Below are 19,560 nucleotides of genomic sequence, written 5' to 3'. Positions count from 1 at the left end.
CGCAGCCAGAGACCCGCCGGTCGGCCCTGCCGGTCAGTCGGTCCGCAGCCCGTCGAAGGCAAGGCGTACGACGGTGTCCGCGAGCTGGTCCTGCTCCGCGGCCCCGTCCGGATGCGGCCGGTACCACTCCACCAGCGAGTTGATCATGCCGAAGAGCAGCCGGGTCGCCAGCCGGATGTCCACGTCCGCGCGCAGGTCCCCGTCGGCCGCGGCGGCCTTCAGCAGGTCGGCGACCCGCTGGTCGAACTCGCGGCGCCGCTCCAGCGCCCACCGCTCGGTCTGCGTGTTGCCGCGCACCCGCAGCAGCAGCGTGACGTACGGCAGCTCCGCCATCAGCACCTCGACGGTGCGCCGCGTGACGTGCTCGACCCGCTCGATCGCCCGCCCGCGCACCGCCTGCGGCTCCTCCAGGGCGGCGAACAGCCCGTCCAGCGCCCGGCTGACCGCGCGCCGCAGCAGCTCCTCCTTGCCGGAGACGTGGTGGTAGATCGACGACTTGGAGATCCCGGCGGCCTTGGAGAGGTGCTCCATGGAGGTGCCGTCGTAGCCGCGCTCGTTGAAGACGCGCACGGCGACGGCCAGGAGCGTCTCAGGCGTGTAGGTGTCCCGCTTCACTGCGCTCGTACGGTCTGCGGTGGTCATCCCTGGTGCTCCTCTGCGGACGCTGTCGCCTCTTCGGCGTACCCCTGCCGGTAGTGCGCCAGGGACGGGGCGTAGCGCCCTGTCGGACAGCGTTCGTGCATCGCGGTGAGCAGGTCGAAGGACCAGTCGCCGGTGAGGTCGCGGCCCCATTCCAGCGGCCCGCGCGGGTAGTTGACGCCCAGGCGCATCGCGGTGTCGATGTCCTCGGCGGAGGCGACGCCCTTGGCGACGGCGTCCAGCGCGAGGTCGACGAGCATGGCGACCGTACGGCCGACGATCATGCCGGGCACGTCGCCGATGACACTGACGTCCTTGCCGAGCGCCTGGAAGAGCCCGACCGCCTCTTTGAGGGTGCGCTCGCCGACGTCGGCGGAGGCGGCGAGGGCGACGCGGGTGGCGGCCCGGTAGTCGAGGGCGAGGTCGAAGTACACGACGTCGCTGTACTCGACGGAGGTGTGGCCGTCGACGGGGGCGAGCTGGCCACCGCCCGGCAGGCCGATGTACGGGCCGCCGGACGTCAGCTGCTTCACCTCGATGCCCTCCGCCTCCTGAAGCATCGCGACCACCTCGGCGGCCGGCCCGAAGTCTCCGGTGACGGTGACGTGCGCGGGGGCCTCCTCGGGGGCGGCGGTGTGCGGCTCGGGCCTCGCGGCGCCCTCCTCGTACGAGAACCAGCCACGACCGGACTTCCGTCCGTGGCGCCCCGACTCCACCAGCCGCCGCTGCGGCAGCGACGGTACGAACTTGGGGCTCTGGTAGAACGCCTCCCAGACCGACCGCGAGACGGCCTCGTTGACGTCCTGGCCGATCAGGTCGGTCAGCTCGAAGGGGCCCATCCGAAAGCCCCCCGACTCGCGCAGCACGGCGTCGATGGTGGCCGGGTCGGCGGCCTGCTCCTCGTACACCGCGAACGCCTCGGCGTAGAAGGGCCGGGCGATCCGGTTGACCAGGAAGCCGGGGGTGTCGGCGCAGCGCACCGGGTTCTTCCCCCAGGCGAGCGCCGTGTCGTACGCGCGCGTGGCGACGGCGTCGTCCGTGGCGAACCCGCTGACGATCTCCACGAGGGGGAGCAGCGGCGCCGGATTGAAGAAGTGCATGCCGACGACGCGGCCGGGGCGTTCCAGACCGCCCGCGACAGCCGTGACGGACAGCGAGGAGGTGTTCGTGGCGAGCACGCAGTCGGCGGCGACGAGCTCCTCAAGGGACCGGAACAGCTGCTGCTTCACCGGAAGTCGTTCCACGATCGCCTCGACGACCAGCGCGGCGTCGGAGAGGTCACGCAGGTCGTAGGCGGGATGCAGCCGCCGGAGCGCCGCGTCGGCGTCGGTCCGGTCGAGGCGCCCCTTCTCCACCAGCCGCTCCACCCGCGACCGTACGGAAGCGTCCGCGGCGGTGGTGCGCCCGGCGTCCACATCAAAGAGGTGGACGGGATGCCCGGCGAGGAGGGCGACCTGGGCTATGCCCTGGCCCATGGTCCCGGCGCCGACGACGGCGACGGTGCGGGCGCGCTCGATTGCTGTCATGCGGCCAATCCTCCCGGACGAGTTATCCACAGCTTTACGTCGGCCCCCTTGTCCCGACCGATCGTTCGGTTACTCTAGCCGTGTCCGTCCACCCGAGCCCAGTCCGAGCCCAGCTCGACGAGGAGTTGGTCCGCGAAATGCAGTCGCCCCAGAAGCTGACGCAGCTGACCGAGACCCACCGGCCCACACTCGACCAGGCCCTCGACGCGATCCGCACGCGCGCCTACTGGTCCCCGCACCCCGAGCACCCGAAGGCGTACGGCGAGAGCGCGGCGGCCGACGGCCTCGCGGCGTTCGAGGCGCTGAAGAACACCCGCTTCGACCTGGGCGAGCAGCCCGGCACGGACGGCTGGGTGGGCGGCGCCGCCTCCGAGGGCGGCGAAGTCTCCCCCTACGGCCCGGAGCTGGGCATCTCGTACCCGCATGCCGACGCCGACGTGCTGCTGCCCGCGATGCGCGCGGGCATGGGCGCGTGGCGGGACGCGGGACCGCAGGCACGGGCCGTGGTCTGTCTGGAGATCCTGGCCCGGATCAGCGCCCGTACGCACGAATTCGCGCACGCCGTGATGCACACCAGCGGCCAGGCCTTCATGATGGCGCTCCAGGCGGGCGGCCCGCACGCCCAGGACCGCGGCCTGGAGGCGGTGGCGTACGCCTACACCGAGCAGACCCGCGTGCCGGCCGCGGCCGACTGGTCGAAGCCGCAGGGCAAGCGCGACCCGCTCAACCTGTCGAAGTCCTTCACCGCCGTCCCGCGCGGCATCTCGCTGCTCATCGGCTGCAACACCTTCCCCACCTGGAACGGCTACCCGGGCCTCTTCGCGTCCCTGGCCACCGGCAACCCGGTCCTGGTGAAGCCGCACCCGCGCGCGGTACTGCCGCTCGCTCTGACGGTGAAGGTCGCCCGCGAGGTCCTCGCCGAGACCGGCTTCGACCCCAACCTGGTGGCGCTCGCCGCCGAGCGGCCCGGCGAGGGCATCGCCAAGACGCTCGCCACCCGCCCCGAAATCAAGATCATCGACTACACGGGGTCCACCGGGTTCGGCGACTGGCTGGAGGCCAACGCCCGCCAGGCACAGGTCTACACGGAGAAGGCCGGGGTCAACACGGTCGTCGTCGACTCCACCGACGACTACAAGGGCATGCTCTCCAACCTGGCCTTCTCGCTCTCCCTCTACAGCGGCCAGATGTGCACCACCCCGCAGAACCTCCTGATCCCGCGCGAGGGCATCACCACCGACGCGGGCGCCAAGTCGTACGACGAGGTGGTCGGCGACCTCGCGAAGTCGGTCGGCGGCCTCCTCGGCGACGACGCCCGGGCGAACGCGCTGCTCGGCGCGCTGGTCAACCCGGACGTGAAGTCCCGCCTGGAGGCAGCGGCCGGACTGGGCGAAGTCGCCCTCCCCTCACGGGAGATCAGCAACCCGGACTTCCCCGGTGCGACCGTCCGCACGCCCGTCATCGTCAAGCTGGACGGGGCGAAGCCGGACGCGGAGGCGGCGTACTTGTCGGAGTGCTTCGGCCCGGTGTCCTTCGCCGTCGCCGTCGACTCCACGGCCGACGCCCTGCACCTCCTGCGCCGCACCGTGCGCGACAAGGGTGCGATGACGGTCGGCGCGTACACGACCTCCGCAGAGGTGGAGCGCGCCGTCGAGGAGGTCTGCTGGGAGGAGTCCGCGCAGCTCTCCCTCAACCTGACGGGCGGGGTGTACGTCAACCAGACCGCCGCGTTCTCCGACTTCCACGGCTCCGGCGGCAACCCCGCCGCGAACGCCGCACTGTGCGACGGCGCGTTCGTGTCGAACCGTTTCCGGACGGTGGAGGTACGCCGCCAGGCCTGACGGCGGCGTACGGACAAGGACGGATGCCGTGACCCGCGCCCCCCAAGCGAGGGCCACGGCATTCCCCGTACGGCGAAGATCAGCGTCGGGGGTCGGCCACCACGCCCATCCCGCGCAGAACAGCGGCGATGTCGGACGCCGACCCGTACACCTGGATGTCCCCCACGGAGAGTCGCACGTCACAGCGGCCGTCGGAATCGTCCGGCCGCCACTGTGGGACCGCCGATCCGGACAGCCGCCGGACGACATCGACGAAGGTGACGCTCCCGCACGGCCGGGCGGCCCGGCCGCCCCTGATCCCGTGCCGGTCGGTCTCCGGACAGCGGTAGTACGGCCCGGACGGCCGCCCGCCGTCCTCGCCCGGCGCCGGGACGCACATCGCCATCTCCCCGTGCCGGCAGCGCACCGTCCCGTCGGACCCCACCGTGAACTCCCCGCGCACCGTCACGCCCCGTTCGACGCCCGCGCCCTCGACGCCCGCACCCTCGGCGTTCGCCGCCACCGGTTCCAGCAGTCCGGTCCTGATCACCCGGGCCACCTCGCCGCTGTCCAGGACCATCGCGAGCACCAGCGCGGCCTGGACGGTGAAGACCCCCAACTGGCGCCTCGGAGCCCGTGATTCCGGAAGATTCACCGCGACGAACGCCCGCAGCTCCTCGCCCTGGAGCTGCCGGTACCCGTGACTCCCCAGCTCCCCGGCATGCTTGCGCACCACCCGTCGCAGCACCACCGCGTCGACCTCGAAGTAGTCGGCGAGCAGCGTCGCGGTGACATGGGTGCCGTCGGGCAGCAGCGGCAGCCGTTTCACCTCGTCGAGGACGTCCGTCCGGTGCACCAGGGTCGCGCGCACCTCGCGCGCGTCCAGCAGAGCTTGCTCCGTGTACATGGCTGTGCCCTCCGAGGGGCTCGCAGGAATACGGCGAACCACCCCTCAGTGCAGGAACCAGCTACGGGCGGTGACAGAGACGTTCACATGACCTTGTCCAAGGTCAGCCCTCGGGCCGGCTCTACGCGCGCGGCTTCACCACTTCTGCCGCAACCAGGATCGACGCTCCGCTCGAAGACGTAAACGACACACTCGTCCGAAAGTCACACTTACGCGGGCACGGGCCGACGAGAGCCCCTACGAAGGCTCCTGCACCTCCGCGTACCGCTGCACCCACGCATGCATCGCGATCGCCGCCGCGGCCCCCGCGTTGATCGACCGCGTCGACCCGAACTGCGCGATCGAGCACACCATCGACGCGTGCGCCCGCGCCTCTTCCGTCAGCCCGGGCCCCTCCTGCCCGAAGAGCAGCACGCACCGCTTCGGCAACACGGTCCGCTCCAGCGGGACCGCCCCGGGCAGGTTGTCGATGCCGATGATCGGGAGGTCCTCGGCCGCCGCCCACGCGGTCAGCGACTCGGTGTCGGGGTGGTGGCGGACATGCTGGTAGCGGTCGGTGACCATCGCCCCGCGCCGGTTCCAGCGCCGCCGCCCCACGATGTGGATCTCCTTCGCGAGGAAGGCGTTCGCGGTCCGTACCACCGACCCGATGTTGAAGTCGTGGCCCCAGTTCTCCACGGCCACGTGGAAGTCGTGCCGCCGGGTGTCCAGGTCGGCGACGATCGCCTCGCGCGTCCAGTACCGGTACGGGTCGACGACGTTCCGCCGGTCGCCGTGCGCGAGCAGCTCGGGATCGTACCGCTCGCCCTGCGGCCACGGCCCGGGGTGCGGGCCGACGCCGATCCCGTCACCGAAGCCGTCGTCGTACTGGACCGGCTCGCTCGGACCGGACTCGCTCAGGCCGGACTCGCTCAGGCCGGACTCGCTCGGACCCGGCCCATTCGGACGGGACTCGCTCAGGCCCGGCTCACTCCGACCCGGCTCGCTCGGACGGGGCTCGCTCTGTTCGGGCTGAGGGGTGTTCTCGCTGCTCACCCCACGAGCGTACGGGCCCGTCGGCGGGCTCACGACGCTGCTGCTCGGCCTTGCCCGGGGGCAGCACCCGGTCCCGTACGCGCCCCACCCGCCCGCCCAGCCACACCAGGAACACGGTCGGCAGGAACACCGCGTCCGCGGCGATCATCGCCAGCGAGAAGAACGGCAGCCCGAGCAGCACCGCGATGCTCGCGTGCTCCACGATCATCAGCCCCAGCAGGACGTTCTTCACCCGCCTGTTGAACAGCGTGAACGGGAACGCGACCTGCACGATCACCGTTCCGTACGTCACCAGCATCACCATCGTGCCGCTGGATGCGAGCAGCGCGGACAGCTCCGGCCAGGGCGTGAAGTAGTCCAGGTGGAGCGGGTAGTAGATCGCGGTGCCGTCCTGCCAGCGCGAGCCCTGCACCTTGTACCAGCCGGCCGTCGCATAGACGAAACAGACCTCGACCATGATGACGAGGAGCCCCGCATTGTGCACAAGGTTTGTCAGGACATTCATCAGCAGCCGCGGCTCACCGTCCGCATACCGGCACACCGCCCACCACAGGGCGTGGACCAGCAGCAACGTCCAGAAGACCAGCAGCCAGCCCCAGCTCATGACACCCGCGTACGTCACCACCGCAAGGGCGACGCCGAGCACCGTCCACAGGGCGGGGCCCACCCGGTCGCGCACGACGGCGGCGACGGGACCGCCCGCCGCCCGCACCCTGCGCGCGTCCAGCGACCACACCTGTCCGCAGCGGGTGAGCACCAGGTACATCGCCATCAGGTGAATGACGTTGTCGCCGCCGTCGCCCATGAAGACGCTGCGGTTCAGCAGGGACAGCACGCCGATCATGAACAGGACGGACGTCGTCCGGGTGCGCCAGCCGATCAGCAGCAGCACGCTCGACGCGATCGCCAGGAAGTACACGAACTCGAACCACAGCGGGCTGTCCGTCCACATCAGCGCCGAGAACGCCTTGTTGTCGGCGATGATCCGCTCCGCCATGCCCCAGCTCCACGGCCCCTCGGGCCCGTACAGCTCGTGCCGGTGGGGCAGCTCGCGCAGCAGGAAGAGCAGCCAGGTGGCGGCGAACCCGATACGGACGACCGCCGTCTGGTACGGGCCGCGGGCGGCCGCGGTGACGTACTGGACGCCCGTCTGCAGTCCCTGCCGAAGGCGCCGCCGGGGGCCCTGGGGGTCCTGGGGATCTTGGGGGTTCTGGGGATCCTGGGGGTCCTGCCGTGGGCCCCGGCGAAGGCGGATCAGGCTGCTCACTTGGTCACTCCTGCCTCTTGCGCGACCTTCGTCAGGTCGGCCGGCGTCACCGTCCACCAGGGCAGCACCCGGTACGTGGGGGTGGTGGCGACCTTCTCCGTGCTCCACGGCGGCGGCTTCACCGAGGTCGTGCGCGAGCGGACCTGGATGCGGGCGACGGCCCCGCCCATGTCGAGGGCGGACATCCGCTCCAGCACGATGCGCCGGACATAGCGCTCGGCGAGTTCGCCGCGCATGCCCAGCGACCGGTTGTTCTCGTCGTGCCAGCCGACGTAGAAGTCCCAGCCCCGGCGCAGTTCGTTCTGGACGGTGTGGCTGGGCAGCAGACTGCTCCGGATCTCCTCGGCGTCCCTGGCGGAGAAGTCGATCCACTCGGTGGTGCGCCACTGGCCGCTCTTGGTCCGGATCTGGGCGCGGGCCTGGACGGCGATGTTCTGCTGGAGCGGATTGGGCGCGAAGAGCTTCCAGTTCTGCTCGAACTCGGGGTTGATCCAGGCGTCCACCGCCGCGCCGTGCTCCTTGGTCAGCGTGTTGGACGGGCTGACGTGCAGGAAGACCATGCCGAGGTGGACGAGGGCGGTGACCGCGACCAGCGCGAGCGCGAGGGCCGCGACGACCTGGGACCGGAAGGACAGCCCGGCGATCCCGGCCTTGTCGTCGTACGAATCCATCCCGCCCCGATCAGCCCGCGTCGGCCAGTTATCCACAGAGGTTGACACCCTACGGGCCGCCGCCCCACCATTGAAGTCAATGAACCGAACGATCGGTCGGTAGGTGGCACAGGGGGCCAGGATGGCGACAGTGACGGCAGAGCAGACCCCGCCGGGGACGGACCCGGCGATTCAGGCAGCACACCAGGCGGCGTTCGACGCGGCCGTCGCCGCCGACGAGCGGATCGAACCGCGCGACTGGATGCCCGACGCCTACCGCGCCTCCCTGGTCCGCCAGATAGCGCAGCACGCCCACTCCGAGATCATCGGCATGCAGCCCGAGGCCAACTGGATCACCCGCGCCCCCTCGCTGCGCCGCAAGGCCATCCTGATGGCCAAGGTGCAGGACGAAGCCGGCCACGGCCTCTACCTCTACAGCGCCGCCGAGACCCTGGGCACCAGCCGCGAAGAGCTCCTCGACAAGCTCCACTCCGGCCGCCAGAAGTACTCGTCGATCTTCAACTACCCGACCCTGACCTGGGCCGACGTCGGCGCGATCGGCTGGCTGGTCGACGGCGCCGCGATCACCAACCAGGTCCCGATCTGCCGCTGCTCCTACGGGCCCTACGCCCGCGCCATGGTCCGCATCTGCAAGGAGGAGTCCTTCCACCAGCGCCAGGGGTACGAGTCGCTGCTCGCCCTCTCGCAGGGCACCCCCGAGCAGCACGCGATGGCGCAGGACGCGGTGGACCGGTGGTGGTGGCCTTCGCTGATGATGTTCGGCCCGCCCGACGACGAGTCCGCGCACTCCGCACAGTCCATGGAGTGGAAGATCAAGCGCCACTCCAACGACGAGCTGCGCCAGCGCTTCGTCGACATCGCCGTCCCCCAGGCCGAGTCCCTCGGCCTCACCCTCCCGGACCCCGACCTCCGGTGGAACGAGGAGCGCGGCCACCACGACTTCGGCGCCATCGACTGGGCCGAGTTCCGGGAAGTGCTCAAGGGCAACGGCCCGTGCAACGACCAGCGGATCACCCAGCGCCGCCGGGCGCACGAAGAAGGCGCCTGGGTGCGCGACGCGGCGGCGGCCTACGCGAGCAAGCACCGTCAGCACAGTCAGCACAAGGGGGAAGCAGCATGACCGGCACCGGCGACAACCACGACTGGCCACTGTGGGAGGTGTTCGTACGCTCCCGCCGCGGGCTGTCCCACACCCACGCGGGCAGCCTGCACGCCCCGGACGCCGAAATGGCGCTGCGCAACGCACGCGACCTTTACACCCGCAGGTCGGAGGGCGTCTCGATCTGGGTGGTGCCGTCCGCGGAGATCACCGCGTCCTCCCCCGACGAGAAGGACTCCTTCTTCGAACCGGCCGGCGACAAGCCCTACCGCCACCCCACCTTCTACAAGATCCCGGACGGGGTGAAGCACCTGTGACCGCAGCAGCGATTTCCCGGACGGCAGCCCTGGCACTGGGCGACGACGCCCTGATCCTCTCCCACCGGCTGGGGGAGTGGGCGGGCCACGCCCCCGTACTGGAGGAGGAAGTCGCCCTCGCCAACATCGCACTGGACCTCCTCGGCCAGGCCCGCATCCTGCTCTCCCTCGCCGGCGACGAGGACGAACTGGCCTACCTCCGCGAGGAACGCTCCTTCCGCAACCTCCAGCTCGTGGAACAGCCGAACGGCGACTTCGCCCACACCCTCGCCCGGCAGCTCTACTTCTCCACCTACCAGCACCTCCTGTACGGACAGCTGGCGGCCGGTGAAAGCGAATTCGCGCCCCTCGCGGCGAAGGCCGTCAAGGAGACGGCGTACCACCGCGACCACGCCGAGCAGTGGACGCTGCGCCTGGGCGACGGCACTGCCGAGAGCCACGGACGGATGCAGCGGGCGGTGGACGCGCTGTGGCGGTTCACCGGCGAGCCGTTCCAGCCCGTCGAAGGCCTGGAAGGGGTCGACCGGCAGGCACTGGAGACCGACTGGCTGGCCTCCGTGACAGCCGTCGTGGAGCAGGCCACCCTCACCCTGCCCGAGACACCGCGCACCGGAGGATGGATGGCGGGCGCCGGACGGCAGGGCCTGCACACCGAGCCGTTCGGCCGGATGCTCGCCGAAATGCAGCACCTGCACCGCAGCCACCCGGGGGCGACATGGTGACCGGAGAAGTACGGCAGGACACCGCGCTGGAGACGGAGCTGCGCCGCCTGGCGGGCTCGGTCCCCGACCCCGAACTGCCCGTCCTCACCCTGGCGGAACTGGGCGTACTGCGCGCCGTCCACGTCTCGGGCCCCGGCCGGGTAGAAGTCGAACTGACCCCCACGTACACCGGCTGCCCGGCCATCGAGGCGATGTCGGCGGACATCGAGCGGATCCTCCACGAGAGCGGCGGCATGGCCGAGGTGACGGTCCGCACCGTCCTCGCGCCGGCCTGGTCCACGGACGACATCAGTGCCGAAGGGCGGCGCAAGCTCGCCGCGTTCGGGATCGCACCGCCGCGCACGACCCGCGAGGTCGGCAGCAGCGCTGTCGGCAGTGCCGTCGCGGAGCCGATACCCCTGTCCCTCGCCATCCGCTGCCCGCACTGCGGATCCATCGACACCGAACTGCTCAGCCGGTTCTCCTCCACCGCGTGCAAGGCACTGCGCCGCTGCGTGTCCTGCCGCGAACCCTTCGACCACTTCAAGGAGTTGTAGATGCCGTTCCACCCGCTCCGGGTCCGGGGCATCGAGCGGCTCACCGACGACGCGGTGGCCGTTACCCTCGCCGTGCCGCCCGAGCTGCGCGAGACCTTCCGGCACGTGCCGGGGCAGCACCTGGCGCTGCGGCGGATCGTGGACGGGCAGGAGATCCGGCGCACGTACTCGATCTGCGCACCCGCAGCCCTCGCCCCCGCCGAACCGGTGCTGCGGGTCGGTATCCGCCTCGTCGACGGCGGCGCCTACTCGACGTACGCACTGAAGGAACTGCTGGTCGGGGACACCGTCGAGGCAATGCCGCCGATGGGCCGGTTCACCCTGGAGCCACGGAAGGGGTACTTCGCGGCGGTCGTCGGCGGCAGCGGCATCACCCCGGTCCTCTCAATCGCGGCGACGCTGCTCGCCCGGCGCCCGGACGCCCGGTTCTGCCTGGTCCGCAGCGACCGGACGGCGGCATCGACGATGTTCCTGGAGGAGGTCGCCGACCTCAAGGACCGTTTCCCCGACCGGTTCCAGCTGGTCACCGCACTCTCGCGGGAGGAGCAGCAGTCGGGGCTGCCGTCCGGACGGCTCGACGAGGAGAGACTGACCGAGCTCCTCCCGGCGCTGCTGCCGGTCGAGGAGATCGACGGCTGGTACCTGTGCGGGCCGCTGGGCCTGGTGCAGGGCGCCGAGCGGGCACTGCGCGGGCTCGGGGTCGCCCGGGACCGTATCCACGAGGAGATCTTCCACGTCGACGACGCACCCGCCTCCGCCGCTCCGGCCGCGACCGTACCCGCCGCCGTGGGCGGCACCCTGACCGCGACGCTCGACGGCAGGTCCGGCACCTGGCCGGTCCAGGACGGCGAATCGCTGCTCGAGACGGTACTGCGGGCCCGCGCGGACGCGCCGTACGCCTGCAAGGGCGGGGTGTGCGGGACGTGCCGGGCGTTCCTGGTCCGGGGCGAAGTGCGGATGGACCGCAACTACGCACTGGAGGCGGAGGAGACCGAGGCGGGATACGTACTGGCCTGCCAGTCCCATCCGGCCACCGGGGAAGTGGAGCTGGACTTCGACCGCTGAAGTTCGACCGCTGCGATTCGACCGCTGAAACACGGGTGCGGCGGCCGAGGGCGGGGCTCTGCCCGGCCGAGGGCGGAGCTCCGCACCCGCATCGGCACCCGCAGCACCATTCCCTTCCCGTAGAACGTGTTCTATCTTGACGCACCGTCAGACGTCAGTGTGTGCACGGGTACGGGAGGGCAGGCAGTGGACTTCACCTTCACCGAGGAGCAGCAGGCGGCCACCGAAGCGGCAAAGGCCGTCTTCGCCGGGGCTGCGCCCGACGCGGTACCGAGCCCGGCACTCACCCCGGGCGCCGTCGCCGACGACTTCGACCGGCCCCTGTGGGCGAAGCTCGCGGACGCCGACCTGCTGAGCCTGCTGCTGGACCCGGCACACGGCGGCGCGGGCCTGGACCCGATCGCCCTGTGCCTCGTCCTGCGGGAGTCCGCGAAGGTCCTCGCCCGGGTACCCCTGCTGGAGACGAGCGCGGTCGCACTGGCCGTACAGCGCTACGGGGCAAAGGAGTTGGCCGAGGACCTCCTGCCACGGGTGGGGCGCGGCGAACTGGTCCTGACGGCCGCCGCCCACGGCAGCACTGGACACGACCCCGCCCCGCTCGCCGTCACCGCACGGCGGCGGGACAACGACGAATGGGTCCTGGACGGCGTACAGACCGCCGTGCCGTGGGCGCAGCACGCCGACCGGATCGCGGTGCCCGCCCACACCGGCGAGGGCCGCACCGTACTCGCCCTGATCCCTCGCGACCGTACCGGCGTCACACTCACCGATCAGGTCTCCACCAGCGGCGAACTCCTCGCCGAAGTACGCCTGGACTCCGTACGCACCGCACCCCACGAAACGATCACCGAAGGAGCCGCGTGGGAGTGGCTGCACGCCCTGCTCACCACCGGCACCTGCGCACAGGCCCTCGGCCTCGGCGAACGCGTCCTCACGATGTCCGCCGAATACACCTCGCAGCGCGAGCAGTTCGGCTTCCCCGTCGCCACGTTCCAGGCGGTCGCCGTCCAGGCCGCCGACCGCTACATCGACCTGCGCGCCATGGAAGTCACCCTCTGGCAGGCCGCCTGGCGCCTCAGCACGGGCGCGGGCGGTGCACTGCCCCTCGCCGGAGACGTCGCGGTCGCCAAGATCTGGGCGTCCGACGGCGTACGCCGCACCGTCCAGACCGCACAGCACCTGCACGGCGGCTTCGGCGCCGACACCGACTACCCGCTGCACCGCTACCACGCCTGGGCCAAACAGCTGGAGCTCTCCCTCGGCCCGGCCGCCGCCCACGAGGAAACCCTGGGCGACCTGCTGGCCGCCCACCCGCTGGGCTAGGACCCATCCACCCGAGGACTCGGAGATCTGCTCAGAGTACGAATGCGGGGGCGTCGCCGTCGGCGACCATCGGGCGGCCGGCGCCGTCCCAGGCGAGCATCCCGCCCTCGACGTTCACCGCGTCGATGCCCTGCTGCACCAGGTACTGCGTCACCTGCGCGGACCGCCCGCCGACCCGGCACATCACATGGGCGCGGCGGCCGTCCGCGACCGCCTCGGTGACCTCGCCGAACCGGGCGACGAAGTCACTCATCGGCACGTGCAGCGCACCCTCGACGTGCCCGGCCGCCCACTCGTCGGTCTCCCGGACGTCCAGCACCAGGCCGTCGGCCGGTACCGACGCGGCGTCCACCGAGGGCATGGAGGCGAAATTCATGGGTCAGGCCTTCTCTCGTACGCACACGATCAGTTCCTTCACACCGGCCGCGGCGGCAACACCGCCACAACCGTCCCGGAACGCTACTGCACCCACCGGGCCAGCTCGGCCTCCCGCTCGGAAACCTGAGCCAGCAGCTGCTCGGCGATCTCCTCCAGCAGCCGGTCCGGGTCCTCCGGCGCCATCCGCAGCATCGACCCGATGGCGCTCTCCTCCAGGTCACGGGCGACGAGCGTCAGGAGCTCCTTGCGCTGCGACAGCCACTCCAGCCGCGCGTACAGCTCCTCGCTCTCGCTGCGCCGCACCTCGGGCACCGGGCCGGCCGCCCACTCCTCGGCCAGCTCCCGCAGCTGCGCCTCGTCACCGCGCGCGTAGGCGGCGTTCACCCGGCTGATGAACTCCTCGCGCCGGGCCTGCTCGGCCTCCTCGCGCGCCAGGTCGGGGTGCGCCTTGCGGACCAGCTCGCGGTACACCTTCCGGGCCTCCTCGCTGGGCCGCACCCGCTCCGGCGGCCGCACCGGCTGCTCGGTCAGCATCGCGGCGGCCTCCGGCGACAGCCCGTCGGAGTCCATCCAGTCGTGGAACAGTTCCTCCACCCCCGGCATCGGCATGACCAGCGCCCGCGCCTCCCGCGCCTTCACCAGGTCCTCGGGGTCCCCGGTCGTGCGGGCACGAGCCTCCGCGATCTGCGCGTCCAGCTCGTCGAGCCGCGTGTACATCGGGCCGAGCTTCTGGTGGTGCAGGCGGGAGAAGTTCTCGACCTCGATCCGGAAGGTGTCCACCGCGATCTCGAACTCGATCAGCGCCTGCTCGGCAGCCCCCACCGCCTTCTCCAGCCGCGCCTCGGGCCGCTCACCGGCCGCACCCTCGGCGGGCTGTACGTCTTCCTTGGGGGTAGCCGGTCCCCCGGCGGCATCCTGAGTCACCCGTCCAGCCTACGGTCCTATCGACTCTGGGGGGGGCTCCCCCTCCCTCCCCCCAGCCCCCCTCCCACCCCACCCTCACCCCCACCCCAGCTCCCGCCCCTCACACCCCCGTCTCCGCCGCGATCCGCCCGTTCTTGACCGCGGTCGCGAGGACCGCGTGGTCGGCCTCCGTGCGGTCCGCGTAGGCCACGGCGAAATCGGCGACGGCTTCGTCGAACTCCTCGTTCTTCCCGCAGTACCCGGCGACGACCTCCGGGTCGGCGCTGTGCGCGTGGGCGCGGGCGAGGAGGGCGCCGGTCATCCGCCCGTAGTCGTCGACCTGGTCGGCTGCCAGCGCAGCCGGGTCCACACTCCCCTTCCTGTTCCTGAACTGCCTCACCTGGAAGGGCAGTCCGTCGACGGTGCACCAGCCGAGCAGGATGTCGCTGACCACCTGCATGCGCTTCTGTCCGAGCACCACCCGCCGGCCCTCGTGGTCAGGCCCGGGTATCGCGAACCCGGCCTTCGGGAGGTACGGGGCCAGTGCCGACGCCCGGGCTTCCTTCACCTGGAGCACCAGCGGCTCGCCCCGGTGGTCGAGCAGCAGCACCACGTACGACCGGGTGCCTACGCTGCCGGTGCCGACCACCCGGAACGCCACGTCGTGTATCGCGTACCGGGCGAGCAGCGGCAGCCGGTCCTGCGCGACGGTGCCCAGGTACTCGCCCAGTGCCGAGGCCACGGCCGCCGCCTCGGCGTCGGGGACCCGGCGCAGTACCGGCGGCGCGTCCACGAAGCGGCGGCTGCCGTCCTCGGCCCGTTCCGTGGACCGGGCGGCGAAGCGGGCGCTGGTGTTCCTGCGGGCCTTCTCCGAGACCTTCTCCAGGGTGCCCAGCAGGTCGCGGGCGTCGGCGTGGGAGACGAGCTCCTCGTCGGCTATCGCGTTCCAGGCGTCGGCGGCGGGCATCTTCGCCATCAGCCGCATGGTCCGCCGGTAGGCACCGACGGCGTCGAACGCTCCTTGCCGGCATGTGTTCTCGTCGGCCCCGGCCTCGCGTCCTGCCAGTACCAGTGACGTCGCGAGGCGTTTGACGTCCCATTCCCACGGTCCGACGACGGTCTCGTCGAAGTCGTTCAGGTCGATGACGAGGCGGCCTCTGGCGTCCCCGTAGAGCCCGAAGTTCGCGGCGTGCGCGTCCCCGCATATCTGTGCGGCGATCCCGCTGACGGGCGTGCCGGCCAGGTCGTAGGCCATCAGTCCGGCGGCGCCGCGCAGGAAGGAGAAGGGGGTGGCTGCCATCCGTCCCACCCGCAGGGGCGTCAGGGAGGCGACGCGTCCCCGGCCGGACTCCTCGACGGCGCGCACCGCGTCCGGGCGTCCCGCGTCGAGCACCAAGCTGCTGTGCGCCCCTCGCGGCACCCTGGCCCGCAGCGCTTTGCCCTCCTGCTTGCGCGACACGGGCTGCCCGGCCCCCGGCGTGCCCCCGCCCGACTTCCCGGCTCCCGGTTCCCCCGTACCCGGGAAGGCCCGCCGCGCGAAGCCCTCCACCGCCGGAATCCGTCCGGTCCCCGCTCCGTTTCCGGCCTCGCTCATCACGTGCCGCCTCCCCCGCTCCGTACCGCACCAGGAGCCGCTTGCCGCGGCCCCGAAATCAATTCCCCACGACCGTAACGCCGTTGTCGATGTGGTGCTCCAACCACCTGTGGATAACCGGGGAAAAGTATGAAGAACGGCCCCGGACCAGGTCCGGGGCCGTTCTGGCCCGCTCGCGTTCACGCCCGGCTCACACGCCGACCGCTTCCTCCAACTCCTCCTCGACCGGGCCTTCCGAGGCCACCGGTCCCGCGTGCGCCCCGCGCCCCGCCAGGGCCGGCCGCCCAGCCGGAACGCCCGCTGCCGCACCGGCTTCCGCATCGGCCGTCATCACTTCCGCACCGGCCGGCGCCGCGGCCTCCCTGCGCCGCCGTGCCGCCTCTCCCAGTGCCGCCGCGCCCATCACGGCGGCGCCCGCCACGAACCACAGCGCCAGTACCAGCACGCTGCGTCCCACACCGTTCCCGTCGAAGTTCACGTGTCCGCGTGCACCCTCGATGAAGCCCGCGCCGTTCCAGAAGGAGTGCAGGGAGGCGAAGAAGCCGGACTGGAGCTCGGGCTTGAAGATGCCACCCGAGCTGGTGAAGTTGAGCATCACGAACAGCACCATCACGCCCAGCGTCGTCCACCTCTTGAGGAAGGTGTGCAGCCCGACGCCGACCAGCAGGATGCCCGCCGTGTACAGCCACGACATCGCCCACACTCCGGCCAGCCCCTGGTCCACGAGGTGGAAGAGCGGGCCCGCGAAGACCGCCCCGATCGCGCTCACGACGAGTGACATGCCGAGGGCGAGCAGCGCCCTGATCCGCAGCGGCAGCACCGCTCCGGCTCCGCCGATCACCGCCACGGATGCGTACGAGCCGATGCTCAGGGCGACGAGCAGGAAGAACAGCCCCTGCCCCGTCGGGTCGCCGGACGACACCGGCGCCACGTCCGTCACCCTGAGCGGCGCTCCCTGCTTCGCCGCCAGCTCCGTGAAGACCTTCTGGACGACGGTCGCGGTCGTGTCGGACCCGGCTGTGGCGACCATCAGTTCGGGCTCGGCTCCGGGTACGTACGCCCCGTAGATCTCCCGGTCCATGAGCTGCGACCGCGCTGCCGACCGGTCCACGACGGTACGTACGTCGAGTGCGCCCGCCCCCTTGTCGTGCAGCGTCTGCGCCAGCACCTGTGCGCTCTGCCCGGAGCCGACGACGTCGACCCGCAGGTGGTGCGGTTCCGGGGCGTGGAAGGCGCCCAGGTAGGCCAGTCCCATGCCGATGCACATCAGCAGCGGGGTGACGAGGTGGCCGAGCACGTGCCGCAGCGACGCTCCCGTACCGCTCTTACCTGTGGGGGACGCAGACATCAACAGACTCCAGGGGGAACACGACACAGTGGTTGGCAATTACAACCACATCGATGGATGTACTCTACAACCAATCGAGCGGAGGGCAAACCACACCCATGACCACCCAGCAGCCCCAGCAGCCCCAGGACCCCGAAAACCTCCAACGCCCCCGGCGCAGCACCGCCGTCGACACCATCGAGCGCGAACTGACCGCCTTCGCCCGCCGGGCCCGCGCCACCGCCGCCCGCCTCCACCCGGACCTGCCCCTGGTCTCGTACACGCTCCTCGCGCACATCCACGACCAGCAGGGCTGCCGCGCCACCGACCTCGCCGCGCACTACATGCTCGACAAGTCCACCGTCAGCCGGCAGCTCACCGTCCTCGAAAGGCTCGGCCTGGTGGAACGCCGTCCCGACCCCGACGACCACCGCGTCCAGGTCCTGCACCCCACCGAGGCGGGCGCGGCCACCCTCACCGCCACCCACGCCAGCCGCCACGCCGCCTACCAGGAACGCCTCGCCGACTGGTCCGAGGACGACCTCGCCCGCTTCGCGTCCTACCTGCTGCGCTACAACAACAGCCGCGGCTGAAGCACCGCCGCAGCAGCACCGGCGATCACCAGCACCTCAAAGAGGCCGCGCCGGCGCCGCACCCACGGCTCTTCAGCACACACCCCGTCGTCCCGCACGCCCGCCCCCTCAAAGAGGCGGCACTAGAACCGCACGCTCCACACCGTTGCCGCCCCCGCCGACCCGCCGTCCGCCGCCGGCATCCGCAGCAGCGTCGCCGGACGCCCGCCGATCAACTGCCGCACCCCTGCCGCGTCCGGCTGCAGCCGCCCCTTCTCGAACCGCACGAAGCTCACCCGGGTCCCCGGCTCCACCTTCATCCCCCGGTACTGGCGGTACGTCACCGCGTCGCACCCCGAGTACCAGCCGAACTCCGGCTCGTACCCCGTGACGATCAGACAGCTCTCCCCGTCCTGCGCCGCCAGCGCCCGCGCCACCGGCACCGTCGAGGCGCCCAGCGACGACGGCCCGGGCATCGCCCCGTGTGCCACCACCTGCGCCGTGCCGAGCACCGTCAGACCGGCCAGCACGCCCACGCACACCAGCACCCGCGGCGCCCACGCCCGCGTGAGCTCGGCGACTGCCTGCACGCCGAGGATCGTGAGCAGCGTCACCGGCAGGTACACGAACCGCGGCTCCCCGTCCGTCGCCACCCCCAGCACCACGAACACCAGCAGCGCCGCAGCCCCCAGGAACACCCGCCGCCGGTCGTCGGCCCGTACGCCGCCCTCGCCCCGGCCGCCCCGCCGCACACGCAGCCACGCCGCGACCGCCGCGCACACACCCGCGGCCATCACCACCGCGCCCAGGTCCCCGGCCAGCCGGTAGGGGAAGACGCTGAGGTAATAGACCAGCCCGTCCCCGACGTACTCCCGGTTGGCCTGCGAGGTCGCCGAAAGGATCATCCCCAGCGGCTTCCCGGTGCGCTCCGTCGCGTACAGGAAGTGCGGTACGAGACCCAGCGCGAGCACCCCGACCGCCGCCCACAGCCGCCGTCCCAGCGCCAGCCAGGCCCGCGGCCCGTACGCGAGGACGCCGGCCAGCGCGACGGCCAGGAGGTTGCCCACCACTCCGTACCGCAGATAGAAAGCGGCCAGCGCGACGAACGGCACGAGAAGCAGTGCCCGCGCACCCGCCTTCGTGCCCGCCCGCTCCTGCGCCCTGACCAGCAGGAACACGACCATCAGCAGCAACGCGGTCGACCCGATGTCGTTCAGGTACTCCGGTACCCGCCGCAGGAACCCCAGGCCGCTCAGCAGCACCAGGACCACCACCACTGCCCGCCGGGGCGACGTCCACGCGCGTGCCACGAGGTAGGTCGTGCAGAGCATCACCAGCGCCAGTACGAGCGCGACCGCCCGCAGCGCGCCCGTGCCGCCGCCCGAGGCGTATCCCTCGTACCCCGTCAGCCACAGCGCGAGCGTGCCCAGCGCGGGCAGTCCGACCGGCCGGTAGACGCCCCATCCCGCATCCGGCGTCCCGTCGAACCAGAAGCGCGCCTTGTTCGCGTAGACCGCTTCCTCATGACCGAGGTACGGCTCGAAGTCCTGCAGCCAGGCCCACACGCCCGCGGTCAGGGCGAGGGCCGCGACCACGTACGCCCACGCCGGGATCCGCCGCAGCCACTTCTCCAGCTGGGTCCAGGGCCCGGGAACTCCGGCGCCGCGCGGCCCGTTCTCCAGCCACCAGGGCTTCGCTACCAGCCAGAGCACCGCCGCGAGCAGCAGATAGGGCCACGGCTGCCACCCGGGCAGCCAGCCCCCGAGACCCACGACCAGCATCAGCTGCTGCGCCGCTGCCAGTCCCGTCAGCACCAGCGCACCGACACCGAACAGCCTCGACCGCGTCACAACCGCCTC

At 71.5% G+C, this 19,560-nt stretch carries 19 protein-coding genes; 8 read left to right on the top strand and 11 right to left on the bottom strand.

All coding sequences use genetic code 11. The features are described from left to right. Positions 1–33: 33 nt before the first annotated feature. Positions 34–642: a TetR/AcrR family transcriptional regulator gene (locus tag ACH4SP_RS13860; protein ID WP_398414178.1), complete on the bottom strand. Its 609-nt coding sequence runs from the start codon at positions 640–642 to the stop codon at positions 34–36. Next, positions 639–2,165, bottom strand: a complete 1,527-nt coding sequence (locus ACH4SP_RS13855; protein WP_398414176.1) for a 3-hydroxyacyl-CoA dehydrogenase — start codon at positions 2,163–2,165, stop codon at positions 639–641. Before ACH4SP_RS13855 ends, ACH4SP_RS13860 begins: the two co-directional genes overlap by 4 nt. A 137-nt stretch (positions 2,166–2,302) precedes the next feature. Between ACH4SP_RS13855 and paaN the strand changes: the two genes are divergently transcribed. Beyond that, complete coding sequence (gene paaN / locus ACH4SP_RS13850) at positions 2,303–4,006, top strand: phenylacetic acid degradation protein PaaN (RefSeq protein ID WP_398414174.1); 1,704 nt, start codon at positions 2,303–2,305, stop codon at positions 4,004–4,006. Positions 4,007–4,085: 79 nt separating this feature from the next. Here the strand turns inward: paaN and ACH4SP_RS13845 are convergent, their stop codons facing one another. The 4 genes from ACH4SP_RS13845 to ACH4SP_RS13830 form a co-directional block, all read right to left on the bottom strand. Then, the gene (locus ACH4SP_RS13845; protein WP_398414172.1) at positions 4,086–4,892 is read right to left on the bottom strand and encodes a hypothetical protein; all 807 of its coding nucleotides are present in this window, start codon (positions 4,890–4,892) and stop codon (positions 4,086–4,088) included. Positions 4,893–5,129: 237 nt separating this feature from the next. Then, on the bottom strand, positions 5,130–5,807 hold the full coding sequence (locus ACH4SP_RS13840; protein ID WP_398415073.1) for a TrmH family RNA methyltransferase: 678 nt from the start codon (positions 5,805–5,807) through the stop codon (positions 5,130–5,132). 52 nt (positions 5,808–5,859) lie between these two features. Then, complete coding sequence (locus tag ACH4SP_RS13835) at positions 5,860–7,083, bottom strand: HTTM domain-containing protein (protein ID WP_398415071.1); 1,224 nt, start codon at positions 7,081–7,083, stop codon at positions 5,860–5,862. A gap of 107 nt (positions 7,084–7,190) precedes the next feature. Beyond that, positions 7,191–7,865 (bottom strand): DUF5819 family protein, encoded by a 675-nt coding sequence (locus ACH4SP_RS13830; protein ID WP_398414170.1) that lies wholly within the window; start codon positions 7,863–7,865, stop codon positions 7,191–7,193. A gap of 121 nt (positions 7,866–7,986) precedes the next feature. Between ACH4SP_RS13830 and paaA the strand changes: the two genes are divergently transcribed. The 6 genes from paaA to ACH4SP_RS13800 all read left to right on the top strand — a co-directional run bounded on the left by paaA (position 7,987) and on the right by ACH4SP_RS13800 (position 12,927). Next, on the top strand, positions 7,987–8,985 hold the full coding sequence (paaA, locus tag ACH4SP_RS13825) for a 1,2-phenylacetyl-CoA epoxidase subunit PaaA (protein ID WP_398414168.1): 999 nt from the start codon (positions 7,987–7,989) through the stop codon (positions 8,983–8,985). Continuing rightward, entirely contained in the window at positions 8,982–9,281 is a 300-nt protein-coding gene (gene paaB, locus ACH4SP_RS13820; RefSeq protein WP_398414167.1) for a 1,2-phenylacetyl-CoA epoxidase subunit PaaB, read from the top strand. Before paaA ends, paaB begins: the two co-directional genes overlap by 4 nt. Then, positions 9,278–10,003 (top strand): 1,2-phenylacetyl-CoA epoxidase subunit PaaC, encoded by a 726-nt coding sequence (paaC, locus tag ACH4SP_RS13815; RefSeq protein ID WP_398414166.1) that lies wholly within the window; start codon positions 9,278–9,280, stop codon positions 10,001–10,003. The genes paaB and paaC overlap by 4 nt, the downstream gene beginning before the upstream one ends. Further along, positions 9,997–10,539: a 1,2-phenylacetyl-CoA epoxidase subunit PaaD gene (gene paaD / locus ACH4SP_RS13810; RefSeq protein WP_398414163.1), complete on the top strand. Its 543-nt coding sequence runs from the start codon at positions 9,997–9,999 to the stop codon at positions 10,537–10,539. The genes paaC and paaD overlap by 7 nt, the downstream gene beginning before the upstream one ends. Next, on the top strand, positions 10,540–11,604 hold the full coding sequence (locus ACH4SP_RS13805) for a 2Fe-2S iron-sulfur cluster-binding protein (protein ID WP_398414160.1): 1,065 nt from the start codon (positions 10,540–10,542) through the stop codon (positions 11,602–11,604). A 186-nt stretch (positions 11,605–11,790) separates the two neighbouring features. Continuing rightward, complete coding sequence (locus tag ACH4SP_RS13800; RefSeq protein WP_398414158.1) at positions 11,791–12,927, top strand: acyl-CoA dehydrogenase family protein; 1,137 nt, start codon at positions 11,791–11,793, stop codon at positions 12,925–12,927. Positions 12,928–12,958: 31 nt separating this feature from the next. Here the strand turns inward: ACH4SP_RS13800 and ACH4SP_RS13795 are convergent, their stop codons facing one another. From ACH4SP_RS13795 to ACH4SP_RS13780, 4 genes are all read right to left on the bottom strand, one after another. Continuing rightward, positions 12,959–13,303 carry a rhodanese-like domain-containing protein gene (locus ACH4SP_RS13795; protein ID WP_398414156.1) on the bottom strand — a complete coding sequence of 115 codons (345 nt, stop codon included), beginning with the start codon at positions 13,301–13,303 and terminating at the stop codon, positions 12,959–12,961. 83 nt (positions 13,304–13,386) lie between these two features. After that, positions 13,387–14,229, bottom strand: coding sequence for a hypothetical protein (locus tag ACH4SP_RS13790; RefSeq protein ID WP_398414154.1), 843 nt, complete (start codon positions 14,227–14,229; stop codon positions 13,387–13,389). A gap of 100 nt (positions 14,230–14,329) precedes the next feature. Next, positions 14,330–15,802 carry a DUF2252 domain-containing protein gene (locus tag ACH4SP_RS13785; protein WP_398414152.1) on the bottom strand — a complete coding sequence of 491 codons (1,473 nt, stop codon included), beginning with the start codon at positions 15,800–15,802 and terminating at the stop codon, positions 14,330–14,332. Positions 15,803–15,992: 190 nt separating this feature from the next. Beyond that, the gene (locus ACH4SP_RS13780) at positions 15,993–17,150 is read right to left on the bottom strand and encodes a hypothetical protein (protein WP_398414150.1); all 1,158 of its coding nucleotides are present in this window, start codon (positions 17,148–17,150) and stop codon (positions 15,993–15,995) included. A gap of 98 nt (positions 17,151–17,248) precedes the next feature. Between ACH4SP_RS13780 and ACH4SP_RS13775 the strand changes: the two genes are divergently transcribed. Further along, positions 17,249–17,722: a MarR family winged helix-turn-helix transcriptional regulator gene (locus ACH4SP_RS13775; RefSeq protein WP_398414148.1), complete on the top strand. Its 474-nt coding sequence runs from the start codon at positions 17,249–17,251 to the stop codon at positions 17,720–17,722. Positions 17,723–17,844: 122 nt separating this feature from the next. Here the strand turns inward: ACH4SP_RS13775 and ACH4SP_RS13770 are convergent, their stop codons facing one another. After that, the gene (locus ACH4SP_RS13770; protein ID WP_398414146.1) at positions 17,845–19,551 is read right to left on the bottom strand and encodes a glycosyltransferase; all 1,707 of its coding nucleotides are present in this window, start codon (positions 19,549–19,551) and stop codon (positions 17,845–17,847) included. Between the last annotated feature and the right edge of the window lie 9 nt (positions 19,552–19,560).

The organism is Streptomyces sp. NPDC021093, assembly GCF_044333135.1.
In the GTDB taxonomy this organism is placed as follows: Bacteria; Actinomycetota; Actinomycetes; order Streptomycetales; family Streptomycetaceae; genus Streptomyces.
This window is presented reverse-complemented; position numbering and strand designations above follow the sequence as displayed.